Here is a 12,939-nt window from a genome sequence, read left to right as displayed (position 1 = left end):
GGGCGTGGCGGCCTTCGATGGAATTAGCGGGCAGTTGCTGCGTGTGGCAAGCAACTGAGGCTGGGAGGGGGAGTATGACGGTTATAGAGCAAGCGGTAGACGCACTGCAAAAGGCCAGGAAGGTGGTCTTTTTCACCGGCGCTGGCATCTCCGCCGATAGCGGCATTCCCACGTACCGCGAAAAACTGTCTGGAATCTGGGCAGGATACGATCCAAGGGATTTGGAGACGGCCAAGGCTGTTATCGCCAGAGCAGGATTGACCCAGTTACCGAAACTTCACTGACCCAGGCTCCTATCTCGTGAACCATTATCAGTGCTGGATTTTTGCCGATTGGTGTTGGGTCAATGTGGCATTGGCCACTGGTTCAATTCGGCGTCAGCGCCAACACTTTGCCACAGGGCCCACGGTACTGGGTGAATAGTTGTTGCGTTTTGCCTGGGCAACACTCAATGGGTTGGAGTGTTGCGCTGAAGATTTGGCTGATCGTCAGTCGGGTGGCTACGGCTACCTCTCCGTCGGAGCGATTATGGGCGCGGCTCCGGATCTGGTTGTGCAATCCATTGCTGATATGAAGGCCTGCTATCCGCTGTTGCATTTGCGAATCATGGGAGACACAAGTGACCAACTCAGTAATATTGCTCGAGCAACGAAGAATCGACGTGGCGGTGGCACGGCTATCCAACATTGAAGATCGCCATCGCTAGAAATTCGCACCGCTGGGCAACGAACATTTGGCTGTTGTTTTTGATCTTGAAATCGAGGAGCAACTCTACCCTTTCGGCATTGTGCTTCGAAAAGGCGAGCCAATGAGCCGTGAGCTGGGAATATTCCTGAGAAAACTCAGGGCGCGAGCGAACTAGCTGAGTGCTTTTCCTGCAGCCGACCAATCTTTAAACGCGGTTTTCATTGCGGTAATTGCGAAAATAAAATCAGGCGCCCTGGGCGCAAGCCTCAGCCAACTCAGCTAACTCCCTATATGCCCGCTGATACTCAGCATTAGCGCGCAAGTACTTCTCCAAGGTATCGTCATGAGAGTCTAAAATTTGTCTGAGTGCGTGACGTACGGCTCGCGCTTTTTTAACGGCGTCCAAATAGGGCTTCAGGCGGTCGTCATCTATAAACATAGCGAGGCAACCTCTGGTAGAGATACTTTTTTATTTGAGTTTTTAAATCAGCTTAATGAGTCCTAGGTCAAATAACCGTGTGACTCAATCGACAGAGGCTTTGAATTAGATCATGCGTAAAGGAATTGAGTGAAGAACGCTAGGTTTGCCAAAAGAGAACCTTCAACTGCAAGAATATGAAGGGGAAAATATGATAAGGGTGCTGTCCCTACCAAGAGGAAATAACATCGCATCATGGAAACATACCGAATTGAGAAGGCGGTCGAATGCTGGGTATTGTTCAAAGGAGCTTCGGTTCGACCGATGGCGCGGGCCGCTGCACGGTCCGACATCATCCAGATTGCACGCAGGGAGTTTTTCGGGCGGTCGGTGTGTATCAAAATAAGAAATGCAGACGGCACACGTGAGGAACTGAGGGTCTGAAGGTTCACGATTATCTATCGATGAGGTGCAGACTTGAGCGAAGAGTCGACTGACGGCGCTTCGGCTGTATTGACTGCGCCTATAATCGGCTCAACATTTCAATGCATTTTGATCCCAAGCGCTCGCTTGAATGCGGAGCAAACATGAAGCAGATTCCTGAAGACTTCGCGGCGTATAAAAGGACTTCAGTTTTCACGGAGCAAAGCATCCCCGTCGAATTGCTAAACGAACATAAAACCAAAGAAGGTGTCTGGGGGGAGTGATTCTAGAGAGGGAGTTACTGTATACCATCACCCATGCCGCGGAAGAATATATGCTCGATAGTCAGCGCTCTGGTGTAGTGGAGCCGACCATTATTCATCGAGTAAAGCCTTTTGGGAAAGTCGCATTTTATGTAGAGTTTTATAAATAGGCTGAGAGTTCGTAATTCGAATATCTGGTTTCGAGCCTACCTGATTTGAGCCGCGGGGCTGATTGACTTCCTGCTTTCTTTGTTCGTGTTTTGCGAACACAGTTGTCGGTCCGACACCAGTTGTCTCGGTCCTCGACGGGCCGTAACTTAGTCGTAGTGTGTTTTTAGAAGCTTAACTAGTTAAAGTTGGTCGGCGATTTTTGCGCCGATCAAAGTTAATTGTGTGCTCCTATTAAAGTCGCGCGGCCATACCTAGGGTAGGTTTGGATCGTGCGATTTCCATTGCGCCAATATGTTTTTGCAAACTCAGCACAACACCTGTTGTGAAAAGTGCGCGTGCCCGCCAACAAGGACGCGATCAACCCAGCACGCCGAAGTTCAGGATGTATAAGCGGACCCGATTTTAAAAAGCCGGGACGCAGGCGTTTTCGGAGCAAACCCATGACCAATAAAAATAAAACATTGCTGACAAGTGATCTCTCCCGCCGCGATTTCCTGCGCAATACCGGCGTAGCTGTCGGTGGCGTGGCACTGGCGAGCATGCCCTTCACCTTTGCCATCGGTGGCGAGCGGGTGATCAAGCTGGGTTACGTCAGTCCGCAAACCGGGCCATTGGCGCCATTTGCAGCCGCTGATAACTACATCATCGAATCGCTCAAGCAAGTCTTGAAGAACACCATCGATGTGGGCGGCAAGGCGTACCGCCTGGAGGTCATTGTCAAGGATAGCCAGTCAAACCCAAACCGTGCGGCGGAAGTTGCGAGCGAGCTGATCCTCTCCGACCAAGTCGATCTGATGCTGGTGTCATCGACCCCGGAAACCATCAACCCGGTGTCCGACCAATGTGAAATCAACGAGATTCCGTGCATCTCCACTGTGGCCCCGTGGCAGCCGTGGTTCTTCACCCGTGGCGGCAAGCCTGATCAGGGCTTCGAGTGGACCTACCACTTTTTCTGGGGGCTGGAGGATGTCATTGGCACCTACAGTGCGATGTGGGGCGCCATGCCTTCGAACAAAGTGGTCGGCGGCCTTTTTCCCAATGACGGCGACGGCAATGCCTGGGGCGACCAGAAGCTCGGCTTCCCGCCGGTGCTGGCGCAGAAGGGTTTTCAATTGGTCGATCCCGGTCGCTTTCAGAGCCTGACCGACGACTTCTCCGCGCATATAGCCGCGTTCAAGAAAGCTGAAGTCGAGATCGTCACCGGAGTAGTGATTCCACCGGATCTGAGCACCTTCTGGACTCAGGCGCGGCAGCAGGGCTTCAAGCCCAAAGCGGTGTCGGTGGGCAAGGCGTTGCTGTTTCCCACCGCCGTCGAAGCGCTGGGCAAGGTCGGCAATAACCTGTCGACCGAAATCTGGTGGAGCCCGACGCACCCGTTCAGTTCTTCGTTGACCGGCGCCAGTGCCGGGCAACTGGCCCAGGGTTTCACCCAGGCCACCGGCAAACAATGGACGCAGCCGCTGGGCTTCGTGCATGCGTTGTTTGAACTGGCGGTGGACATCCTCAAGCGCACCGAACAAGTCGGTGACGCCCATGCCGTTCGCGACGCCTTGCTCAAGACCAACCTCAACACCGTAGTCGGGCCGATTAACTGGAATGGGGGGCCAGTGAAAAACGTGGCCAAGACACCACTGGTCAGCGGCCAATGGCGTTTGGGTGGTGACAACAAATACGACCTGATCGTGACCAGCAATGCTACCGCCCCGGCGATTCCATTGGGCGGCGAGATGCAGGCCATTACGTATTGATCGCGCAACAACAAGCAGGTGCACCATGCAACAGCCACTTCTACAAATGACCGACGTGCATAAAAGTTATGGCTCGGTGAAGGTTACCGACGCCATAGACCTGACCCTGCAACCGGGCGAAGCCATGGGAATCATCGGCCCCAACGGCGCCGGTAAAAGCACGCTGTTCAACCTGATCGCCGGTGGCATGGCGGCCGACAAGGGCACGATCCATTTCGAAGGCCGCAACGTCACCCGCGAGCCGGTGTTCAAGCGCTGCCAGCAGGGCATTGGCCGCTCACACCAGATCCCGCACCCGTTCGTGAAAATGACCGTATTCGAAAACCTCCTGGTGGGCGCGACCTTCGGTGCGCGGTTGCGCGACAAGGAGGCCAATCAATGGTGCGCGCAGACCCTTGAGCTTACGGGGTTGATGCGCAAGGCCAACGTACTGGCAGGCTCGCTGACACTGCTCGACCGCAAGCGCCTGGAAATGGCCCGCGCCTTGTCGACCCAGCCGCGTCTGTTGTTGCTGGATGAAATCGCCGGTGGCCTTACCGAACCGGAGTGTCTGGCACTGGTGGAAACTATCCAGGGCATCCATAAGGCAGGGGTCGCCATCATCTGGATCGAACACATCGTGCACGCCTTGCTGGCCGTGGTCAGCCGTCTGACGGTGATCAACTTCGGCGCCAGGCTGGCCGAAGGAGAGCCGCGCAGCGTGATGGCCGATCCGCGTGTCCAGGAGATCTACATGGGCATCGGGAGCTGAAGCATGCTGACCATTGAAAAACTCTGTGCCGGCTACGGCGACTTTCAAGCGCTGTTCGATATCAGCCTGACCCTGGAACAGGGCGAAACCGTGGCCATCATTGGCTCCAACGGTGCTGGCAAATCGACCTTTCTGCGCTCGCTGGCCGGCCTGATCAAAAATCAGTCCGAGGCCATTACCTTTAAGGGCCAGGCCATCGGCGACCTGGCGGCCAATCAGGTGCTGGAGCGCGGTATTGCCCTGGTGCCGGAAGGCCGCAAGCTTTTTCCGTCGTTGAGCGTGGAGGAGAACCTGCTCATCGGCGCCTACAGCAAGCGACCCGGGCCATGGACCCTGGCGCGGATCTATCAGTTGTTTCCGGTGCTGGAAAAACTGCGCAAGCGCCCGGGTACGGCGCTGTCCGGTGGGCAGCAGCAAATGGTTGCAATTGGCCGGGGCTTGATGGCCAACCCGCACTTGCTGTTGTGCGACGAGATCAGCCTGGGCCTGGCGCCGACGACGATCAAGGACATCTACGCCGCGCTGCCCTCGATCAAGGCCGACGGCACGACGGTGATTCTCGTCGAGCAGGACATCAATCAGGCATTGAGTGTCTGCGACCGCTTCTATTGCTTCCAGGAAGGGCGTGTGTCCCTGACCGGACGTCCTGGGGATGCGGACAAAGCACAAATCAAAGCCGCGTATTTCGGGATCTAGTGATGGAATGGCTCAATACTTTGCTGCAAGGCATGTTGCTTGGTGGCCTCTACGCGATGTTCGCGGTGGGGCTGTCGCTGATGTTCGGCATCATGCGCCTGGTCAATATCGCCCACGGTGACTTCATCGTTTTGGCTTCATACCTGGCGTTGATGGTGGTCAACCATCTGGGTTTCAGCCCCCTGGCCAGTCTGTTGATCGTGGTGCCGCTGATGTTCTGTTTCGGCTACCTGCTGCAACGGCTGTTGCTCAACCGAACGCTGGGCACGGATATCCTGCCGCCACTGCTGGTGACCTTTGGTTTGTCGATCATCGTGCAGAACCTGCTGCTGGAATGTTTCAGTGCCGACAGCCAGAAACTCTCCCAAGGGGATCTTGAAGTCGCCAGTGTCGGTTTCGGCGGCCTGAACGTGGGCGTGATGCCGTTGATTGTCTTTGGCAGCGCGTTACTGATCATCGCTGGCCTGCAATTACTGTTTTATAAGACCTCGGTGGGCCGGGCGTTCCGCGCCACTTCCGATGACCAGCACACGGCGCGGCTGATGGGCGTCAATAACGCGCACATTTTCGGGCTGGCCATGGCGCTGGCGATGGCGGTGGTGTCGATTGCCGGGGTGTTTCTGGCGATCCGTACCAGTTTTGACCCTACGGTGGGCCCGGCACGGCTTCTGTACGGTTTCGAAGCGGTGATCATCGGTGGCCTGGGCAGCCTGTGGGGCACCCTGGCCGGTGGGGTGATCCTCGGTGTCGCACAGGCACTGGGCGCAAAAATCGATCCCGGCTGGCAAATCCTTGCCGGTCATCTGGTGTTTCTGCTGATCCTGGTCGTGCGCCCGCGCGGCCTGTTTCCCCGGAGTGTCGACTGATGAATGCCTTGAACAATCCCCCGCTGGCCTGGCGCGTACAACGCACAACCACCAGCAGCACCATAGGTCTGTCGTTGTTGGGGCTCAGTCTATTGGTACTGTTCAGCGCGCCGTTCTGGGCGGACCGCGCCAGCCTGCGACTGGTGGTGGAATTCGCTTATTACCTGGCCCTGGCGCAAATGTGGAATCTATTGGCGGGGTACGCCGGTATGGTTTCGGTGGGGCAGCAGGCGTTCGTCGGTCTGGGCGGGTATCTGCTGTTCATGTTGGCGAGCCAGTTTGGCGTGCCGCCATTGTTCGCCGTCTTGCTCTCTGGCGTGCTGGTTGCGCTGCTGGCCATTCCCACGGCACTGATCGTATTTCGCCTGCGCGGCGCCTATTTCGCCATCGGCACCTGGGTCGTGGCAGAAGTATTTCGTCTGGGGCTGGCACAGATGAGCAGCCTGGGCGGCGGGTCGGGGCAAAGTTTGCCAGCAGCGATCGTGAGGCAGATCGGCAATGACCGGGACGGGCGCGAGACCCTGATTTACTTCACTGCACTGGCGATTGCCATTGCCGCCGTGGCGGTAGTGTTCTTCCTGCTGCGTTCCAGGCAGGGGCTGGCCCTGGCGTCAATCCGTGATTCCGAACCAGCGTCCGGCAGCCTTGGGGTGGATACATTCCGCACAAAACTGATGGTCTACGTGCTGGCGGCCGGGTGCACGGGGGTGGTCGGCGCGCTGATCTTCCTGCAAAAGCTGCGGATTTCCCCTGACGCGGCGTTCAACCTGCAGGACTGGACGGCGGTAGTGATCTTCATCGTGATCATCGGGGGCATCGGCACCCTCGAAGGCCCCTTGATCGGGACGCTGATCTACTTTGCGTTGCGCGGCTGTCTGGCACAGTACGGCGCGGTGTACATGATTATCCTCGGCGTGGTCGCGGTGGTGATGATGCTCAAGGCTCCGCAAGGGGTGTGGGGACTGATCAGTGAACGTCTGGGCTGGCAGGTTTTCCCGATGCAACGGAAATTGTCTGCCCGCGATTAAAGTTGGTTCCCTGGGTTCGTCATTATTTGCGTTTTACAAACACAATTGTCGGTTGTTAGCTAATTGTCCGCAGGCGTGGCGAGACGTAACTTGAGTTCACTGCATTACAACAACAAAGGTGAAATCATGAGTAGCGCTGCAATTAATACAGTCTTCGCCTCGCTGGATAACTTCCGCAAAGGTTCAGTGGAAGTTATCAGTGGCAAGGCCAGTCACTACGCTTTTTCGAACATCTTCGAAGTTGCCCAAAATTCCCTCCCGTACGAAAAAGTCGTCGTCGGCTTCAACCTTGGCTACGTCATCGAAACCCTGCGCGCCGAAGGCCAGTCGCCCTGGTTCACCGCCGCGCACGATGAGTTCGCCATCGTCATGGACGGTGAAGTGCGAGTGGATTTCCTCAAGCTCGATGCGCCGTTGACCGCAGGCGAGGGCACGCAACTGGCGGGTGAATCACCCAAGGGCAAACCGATGGGCTACGTGCTGCTCAAGCGCGGTCACCAGTGCCTGTTGCCGGCCGGTACGGCCTATCGCTTTGAAACCAGCCGTCCAGGCGTGCTGCTGCAACAGACCATCAAAGGACCGTTGTCGGTCGAGAAGTGGGCAGACATCTGCTTCAAGTGATCCGCCCAGCCGCCCCCAGCCCACAACAATCAGAGGATTTCCGCCATGGCCATGCTTGAAACCGCCACCGATACCGCAGTGTTCGCCGACGATGACGTCCAGGCCAGCGCTCCCCATGCCGTTACCGGCTACCGCTCTTACAAACTCGGCGCCTTCGAACTGTCGCGCGACGAGTATTTCGCCCGTATCACCTGGCCGGCCAAAGGCCAGACCCGTTCGCACCTGATCCCGGTTGATGCCTTCCTGCGCGCCATGATGCGCGATGTCGCCTGGGGCTTTTTCTATGGCTGGGTCAACTTCGACCACGTCATTGGCACCCGCAACTACTACGGCAAAGTCGACCTGTACGCCGGGACCTTCAACGGCACGCTGAAGGCCGCCGGGGTCAACTACACCGAAAACTTCGAAACGCCGCTGATCATGGCGACCTTCAAGGCCATTCTGCGTGACTGGACCAACGCCACCTTCGACCCGTTCGCCGCCCCGGAAGAGACCGGCAGCGCGTTCGGCCGCAAGAACGGCGACAACATCGAAGCCATCGAGCGCTTTCGCATCGCCACCAAGCGCATGCCGGGCCTGAAAGACGATTCGCCGCTGCGCAACGATTTGCCGATCAATCGTCACTTTGCCGATGTGTCCCAGGACGAGCCGGAAGTGCACGCGGCCGAAGGTTTTGAAGGCGAGCTGCATGCCTTCAGCCTGTTCAAGTACCTGTCGCGTTCGGACGTGACCTGGAACCCGTCGGTGACCTCGGTGTGCAAGGCCAGCCTGTTCTGCCCGACCACCGAGGAATTCATCCTGCCGGTGTTCCACGGTAACGACCGGGTCGAGTGGTTCTTGCAGATGTCTGACGAAATCGTCTGGGACGTGGGCGACAAGGACGACGGCAACCCGCGAGCGCGCATCACCATGCGCCCTGGCGACATCTGCGCCATGCCGGCGGACATCCGTCACCAGGGTTACTCGACCAAGCGTTCGATGCTGATGGTCTGGGAAAACGCCACGCCGAACCTGCCGCAGCGCTACGAAAGCGGCGAACTGACGCCGTATCCGATCGAGTTCTAAGACCGCGTGTCTTGCCCGGCCTCGCGCCGGGCGTTGCCCCCAGCCATCCAGTCAGACACTGCGCCCCAAGGTACGGTGCGAGGAAACCATTATGCAAAATCAGCTCTATATCGATGGCCGCTTCGTCGATGCGGTTGCGGGCGGCACCATTGACGTGGTGTCGCCCCATGACGGCGCGTTGATCACCCGCATCGCCGCCGCCGAAGCCGCGGACATCGACCTGGCGGTGGCCGCCGCCAAGCGCGCATTCCCGGCGTGGTCGGCGTTGGGCGCCGCCGCCCGGGGTCGCCTGCTGTTGAAACTGGCGGACAAGATCGAAGAGTGCGGTGAGGAGCTGGCGCAGCTCGAATCGCTGAACACCGGGCACCCGATTCGCGACTCCCGTGGCCTCGACGTGCCGCGCACCGCCGCGTGCTTTCGCTACTTCGGTGGCATGGCCGACAAGATCGAAGGGTCGGTGATCCCGGTCGACGCCGGGTTCCTCAATTACGTGCAGCGCAAGCCGATTGGCGTGGTCGGGCAGATCGTACCGTGGAATTTCCCGCTGATGTTCACCAGCTGGAAAATGGGCCCGGCGCTGGCGGCGGGCAACACCATCGTGATCAAACCCTCGGAAATCACTCCGCTGTCGACCCTGCGCATCGTCGAGCTGATGACCGAAGTCGGCTTCCCCAAGGGCGTGGTCAACGTGGTGCCGGGCTACGGCCATACCGCCGGGCAAGCGCTGGCCGAACACCTCGACGTCGGCAAGATCGCCTTTACCGGCTCGACCGCCACCGGCCGGCGCATTGTTGAGGCCTCGCAGAGCAACCTCAAGCGCATCCAGCTGGAGCTGGGTGGCAAGGGCGCCAACATCGTGTTTGAAGACGCCAATCTGGACGCCGCCGTCAATGGCGCGGCCTGGGCGATCTTCCACAACCAGGGCCAGGCGTGCATCGCCGGTTCGCGGTTGATTCTGCACAAAGACATCGCCGACCAGTTCCTTGAGCGCTTCATCGCCCTGGCCAAATCGATTCGCCTGGGCGACCCGATGGACCCGGACACCGAAATGGGCCCGCTGACTTCGGCCCTGCACCGCGACCGCGTGATGGCCTACATCGACATCGCCATCGAGCAGGGCGGCAAGATTCTCGCCGGCGGCAAGGCACCGGACGACAAAAACCTGGCCAACGGCTTCTATGTCGAGCCAACCGTGGTCGAGGCCAAGCCCGGTGATCGCGTGTGCCAGGAAGAAGTCTTCGGTCCGTTCGTCACCGTGGTGCGTTTCAGCACCGACGAAGAAGCGCTGGCCATCGCCAACAGCACCGAGTACGGGCTGGGCAGCGGCCTGTGGACGCAGAACCTGAGCCGTGCGCATAAAATGGCGGACGCCATTCATGCCGGCATGTGCTGGATCAACTGCTACAAGCGCGTCAGCCCTGGCAGCCCGTTTGGCGGCGTAGGGCAGTCCGGTTACGGCCGGGAAATGGGTTTCGAAGCGATCCACGACTACACCGAAGCCCGCTCGGTGTGGGTCAACGTCGACGCGAAAATCCCCCCACACTTCAAACGCTGAGGTCGGCCATGAATCCTTTTGTTTACCAAAGCCTGCCGACCCGTGTGGTGTTCGGCTGGGGCAAGCTCTCGGCACTGGCCGAAGAGATCGAGCGTCTGGGCGCGCGCCGGGCGCTGATCCTCACCACCCCGGAACAGCACGGCCTGGGCGAGCAGGTCGCGGCGCTGCTGGGTGAGCGCGCCGCCGGGGTCTATCCGCACGCGGTGATGCACGTGCCGCTGGAAGTGGCGCAAGCGGCGCGCATCGAGGCGGCCCGTCTGGATGCCGATTGCTGCGTGGCCATCGGCGGTGGTTCGACCATTGGCCTGGGCAAGGCGATCGCCATGGACTCGGGGCTGCCGATCGTGGCGGTGCCGACCACCTACGCGGGTTCGGAGATGACGCCGATCTACGGCCTGACCGAGAACCGCCTGAAGAAAACCGGGCGCGACCCGCGGGTGCTGCCGAAAACCGTGATCTACGACCCGCAGTTGACCCTGACCCTGCCGGCGCAGATTTCCGCCTGCTCGGGCATGAACGCCATGGCCCATGCGGTGGAAGCGCTGTACGCCCAGGACGCCAACCCGATCATCGGCTTCATGGCCGAGGAGTCGATCCGCTCCCTGGCGCAGGCGTTGCCAGGCGTGGTCAATGACCCCAATGATCCGCACGCACGCAGCCAGGCGTTGTACGGCGCATGGCTGGCGGGCATCTGCCTGGGTTCGGTCGGCATGGCCTTGCACCACAAGCTGTGCCATACCCTGGGCGGGACCTTCAATCTGCCCCACGCCCAGGCGCACGCCATCGTGTTGCCCCACGCCGCGCATTACAACCGCGAAGCGGCCGCCGGGCCGTTGCAACGCGCAGCCCGTGCACTGGGGGGCAGCGAGGCGAGCGAGGTCGGCGCCTTGCTGTACGCGCTGAACCAGAAGCTGGGCATCCCCCTGGCACTGGCGGACATCGGCCTGCCGGAACACGGCCCGGCCGAGGCGGCGCAAATCGCCTGCGCCAGCCCTTACTACAATCCACGGCCGTTCGAACAAGGCCCGATCGAAGCGTTGCTGACCCGTGCCTTGAAAGGCCTGGCGCCAGCCTGATCAACCGTGCGCCAGCACCTGTCGGAATAAAAACAATGACCGATCAAGACAAAGCCATCGAAAAACTCATCTCCGAACAAGCGGTGAACAGCTTCGGCGACGCGCCCAATGCGCGATACCGGCAGATCATGCAAAGCCTGGTTCGCCATCTGCACGCGTTCGTCAGTGAGGTCGAGCTGACCGAGCAGGAGTGGTTCGAAGGCATCCGCTTTCTGACCGACACCGGCCACAAGTGCGATGGCCTGGTGCGCCAGGAATTCATCCTGCTCTCGGACACCCTCGGCGTGTCGATGCTGGTCGACGCGATCAACCATCGGCACAGCGCCACGGCCACCGAAACCACGGTGTTCGGGCCGTTTTACATCGAAGGCATGCCCGAGCGCGAATTCGGTGAAAACATGGCCTTGACCCCCGGCGAGACGGCGCTGGTGCGTGGACGGGTGGTCGACACCCAAGGCAACGCCCTGGCCGGCGCGGTGTTGGACGTCTGGCAGACCGCGGAAAACGGCATGTACTCGGGCCAGGACACCGAACAGCCCTTCGGCAACCTGCGCGGTCGCTACCGCACCGACGCCGACGGCTGCTTCGCCATCCGCACGATCGTCCCGGTGGCCTACCCGATCCCCACCGATGGCCCGGTGGGACGCATGCTCGATGCCGCGAACCGGCATGCCTGGCGCCCGGCGCACCTGCATTTCATGATTCAGGTGCCGGGGTATCGCAAACTGGTGACGCACCTGTTCAACCACGATGATCCGTACCTGGAGTCCGACGCGGTGTTCGGGGTCAAGCAGTCGTTGCAGGTGATCTACGAAGATCGGCTCAGCCACGACGAGTTGTCGGCGAAGCTGGGGATGGAACTGCCATTCAAGCGGGCGTGTTACGAATTCGTGATGGAGGGCGAGTGAGTCATGGGGCAGTTTTTTGCGGTGTTTGCCACCGATAATCCGGATGTACAGTCTCTACGCCAGCACCTGCGTCCCACGCATCAGGCGCATTTGCGATCGCCTGATGCACATCATGTGGTCGTTCGTTTAGGCGGCCCGACGCTTGATGAAGAGAGCACGGCCATGAATGGCACGTTGCTGGTGATCGAAGCGCAATGTCTGTCGGACGTAGAGGCCTTTATGCAGGATGACCCCTACGTTCGCGCCGGACTCTTTGCCAGTATGGAAATCCGCCCCTGGAACTGGAGCCTCGGTAACCCTGAGCTGCGCAGTCAGCTATGAATAACCTCGCGCTTTGCCACATCGATGAAATTGAGGATGGCGGGGCCTTGGGGCTTCCCGGGCAGCAGCCTCTGCAACCCGAGGGCATTGTGGTCGTGCGACGCGGAGAAGAAGTGTGGGCTTATGTAAATCGATGCCCGCACTTTTCCGTGCCGCTCAACTTTCTGCCACAGACTTATTGCACTTATCGCAGCAAAATAATCATGTGTGCCCATCACAGCGCCATGTTCCGCTATGAGGATGGACATTGCGTCGATGGACCCTGTAAGGGCGCGCAGTTGGAACCGGTATTGATCAGGGTAGTGGAGCGCGTTGTCATGCTGGATGAACCTGAGTAAGTCA

General features: G+C 59.3%; 14 protein-coding genes and 1 pseudogene. All 15 read left to right on the top strand.

Going from position 1 to position 12,939, the window contains the following annotated elements:
- Window positions 1-74 precede the first annotated feature (74 nt).
- Window positions 75-239, top strand: a pseudogene (locus tag ACGJAX_RS25630) (Sir2 family NAD-dependent protein deacetylase); the annotation flags it as partial.
- Window positions 240-1,692: 1,453 nt separating this feature from the next.
- Window positions 1,693-1,812: a DUF1971 domain-containing protein gene (locus tag ACGJAX_RS25625; RefSeq protein ID WP_390956641.1), complete on the top strand. Its 120-nt coding sequence runs from the start codon at window positions 1,693-1,695 to the stop codon at window positions 1,810-1,812.
- A gap of 50 nt (window positions 1,813-1,862) precedes the next feature.
- On the top strand, window positions 1,863-1,961 hold the full coding sequence (locus ACGJAX_RS25620; protein ID WP_390956640.1) for a hypothetical protein: 99 nt from the start codon (window positions 1,863-1,865) through the stop codon (window positions 1,959-1,961).
- Window positions 1,962-2,402: 441 nt separating this feature from the next.
- On the top strand, window positions 2,403-3,710 hold the full coding sequence (locus ACGJAX_RS25615; RefSeq protein ID WP_390956639.1) for an ABC transporter substrate-binding protein: 1,308 nt from the start codon (window positions 2,403-2,405) through the stop codon (window positions 3,708-3,710).
- A gap of 25 nt (window positions 3,711-3,735) precedes the next feature.
- Window positions 3,736-4,461 carry an ATP-binding cassette domain-containing protein gene (locus ACGJAX_RS25610; RefSeq protein WP_390956638.1) on the top strand — a complete coding sequence of 242 codons (726 nt, stop codon included), beginning with the start codon at window positions 3,736-3,738 and terminating at the stop codon, window positions 4,459-4,461.
- A gap of 3 nt (window positions 4,462-4,464) precedes the next feature.
- Window positions 4,465-5,157, top strand: coding sequence for an ATP-binding cassette domain-containing protein (locus ACGJAX_RS25605; RefSeq protein ID WP_390956637.1), 693 nt, complete (start codon window positions 4,465-4,467; stop codon window positions 5,155-5,157).
- Window positions 5,158-5,159: 2 nt separating this feature from the next.
- Window positions 5,160-6,023 (top strand): branched-chain amino acid ABC transporter permease, encoded by an 864-nt coding sequence (locus tag ACGJAX_RS25600; RefSeq protein ID WP_390956636.1) that lies wholly within the window; start codon window positions 5,160-5,162, stop codon window positions 6,021-6,023.
- Entirely contained in the window at window positions 6,023-7,051 is a 1,029-nt protein-coding gene (locus ACGJAX_RS25595) for a branched-chain amino acid ABC transporter permease (protein WP_390956635.1), read from the top strand. The genes ACGJAX_RS25600 and ACGJAX_RS25595 overlap by 1 nt, the downstream gene beginning before the upstream one ends.
- Before the next feature lie 126 nt (window positions 7,052-7,177).
- On the top strand, window positions 7,178-7,672 hold the full coding sequence (locus tag ACGJAX_RS25590; RefSeq protein ID WP_390956634.1) for a hydroxyquinol 1,2-dioxygenase: 495 nt from the start codon (window positions 7,178-7,180) through the stop codon (window positions 7,670-7,672).
- A 45-nt stretch (window positions 7,673-7,717) separates the two neighbouring features.
- A complete protein-coding gene (locus tag ACGJAX_RS25585; protein WP_390956633.1) occupies window positions 7,718-8,737 on the top strand; it encodes a hydroxyquinol 1,2-dioxygenase in 1,020 nt (339 codons plus the stop codon).
- 91 nt (window positions 8,738-8,828) lie between these two features.
- Window positions 8,829-10,292 (top strand): aldehyde dehydrogenase family protein, encoded by a 1,464-nt coding sequence (locus tag ACGJAX_RS25580; RefSeq protein WP_390956632.1) that lies wholly within the window; start codon window positions 8,829-8,831, stop codon window positions 10,290-10,292.
- Window positions 10,293-10,300: 8 nt separating this feature from the next.
- Entirely contained in the window at window positions 10,301-11,368 is a 1,068-nt protein-coding gene (locus ACGJAX_RS25575; RefSeq protein WP_390956631.1) for an iron-containing alcohol dehydrogenase, read from the top strand.
- Between the two features lie 35 nt (window positions 11,369-11,403).
- The gene (locus ACGJAX_RS25570) at window positions 11,404-12,276 is read left to right on the top strand and encodes a dioxygenase (RefSeq protein WP_390956630.1); all 873 of its coding nucleotides are present in this window, start codon (window positions 11,404-11,406) and stop codon (window positions 12,274-12,276) included.
- 3 nt (window positions 12,277-12,279) lie between these two features.
- Complete coding sequence (locus tag ACGJAX_RS25565; protein ID WP_390956629.1) at window positions 12,280-12,597, top strand: YciI family protein; 318 nt, start codon at window positions 12,280-12,282, stop codon at window positions 12,595-12,597.
- A complete protein-coding gene (locus ACGJAX_RS25560; protein ID WP_390956628.1) occupies window positions 12,594-12,935 on the top strand; it encodes a Rieske 2Fe-2S domain-containing protein in 342 nt (113 codons plus the stop codon). The genes ACGJAX_RS25565 and ACGJAX_RS25560 overlap by 4 nt, the downstream gene beginning before the upstream one ends.
- Window positions 12,936-12,939: the final 4 nt, after the last annotated feature.

Origin of the sequence: Pseudomonas moorei, from assembly GCF_042846945.1 — a bacterium.
Lineage (GTDB): Bacteria > Pseudomonadota > Gammaproteobacteria > Pseudomonadales > Pseudomonadaceae > Aquipseudomonas > Aquipseudomonas moorei.
The sequence above is the reverse complement of the archived record's forward strand: the minus strand, read 5'-3'. Positions and strand labels throughout refer to the sequence as shown.

Coding starts and splice junctions, on each gene's coding strand:
- ACGJAX_RS25625 (WP_390956641.1), top strand. CDS start 1,693: ATGAAGCAGATTCCTGAAGACTTCGCGGCGTATAAAAGGACTTCAGTT.
- ACGJAX_RS25620 (WP_390956640.1), top strand. CDS start 1,863: ATGCTCGATAGTCAGCGCTCTGGTGTAGTGGAGCCGACCATTATTCAT.
- ACGJAX_RS25615 (WP_390956639.1), top strand. CDS start 2,403: ATGACCAATAAAAATAAAACATTGCTGACAAGTGATCTCTCCCGCCGC.
- ACGJAX_RS25610 (WP_390956638.1), top strand. CDS start 3,736: ATGCAACAGCCACTTCTACAAATGACCGACGTGCATAAAAGTTATGGC.
- ACGJAX_RS25605 (WP_390956637.1), top strand. CDS start 4,465: ATGCTGACCATTGAAAAACTCTGTGCCGGCTACGGCGACTTTCAAGCG.
- ACGJAX_RS25600 (WP_390956636.1), top strand. CDS start 5,160: ATGGAATGGCTCAATACTTTGCTGCAAGGCATGTTGCTTGGTGGCCTC.
- ACGJAX_RS25595 (WP_390956635.1), top strand. CDS start 6,023: ATGAATGCCTTGAACAATCCCCCGCTGGCCTGGCGCGTACAACGCACA.
- ACGJAX_RS25590 (WP_390956634.1), top strand. CDS start 7,178: ATGAGTAGCGCTGCAATTAATACAGTCTTCGCCTCGCTGGATAACTTC.
- ACGJAX_RS25585 (WP_390956633.1), top strand. CDS start 7,718: ATGGCCATGCTTGAAACCGCCACCGATACCGCAGTGTTCGCCGACGAT.
- ACGJAX_RS25580 (WP_390956632.1), top strand. CDS start 8,829: ATGCAAAATCAGCTCTATATCGATGGCCGCTTCGTCGATGCGGTTGCG.
- ACGJAX_RS25575 (WP_390956631.1), top strand. CDS start 10,301: ATGAATCCTTTTGTTTACCAAAGCCTGCCGACCCGTGTGGTGTTCGGC.
- ACGJAX_RS25570 (WP_390956630.1), top strand. CDS start 11,404: ATGACCGATCAAGACAAAGCCATCGAAAAACTCATCTCCGAACAAGCG.
- ACGJAX_RS25565 (WP_390956629.1), top strand. CDS start 12,280: ATGGGGCAGTTTTTTGCGGTGTTTGCCACCGATAATCCGGATGTACAG.
- ACGJAX_RS25560 (WP_390956628.1), top strand. CDS start 12,594: ATGAATAACCTCGCGCTTTGCCACATCGATGAAATTGAGGATGGCGGG.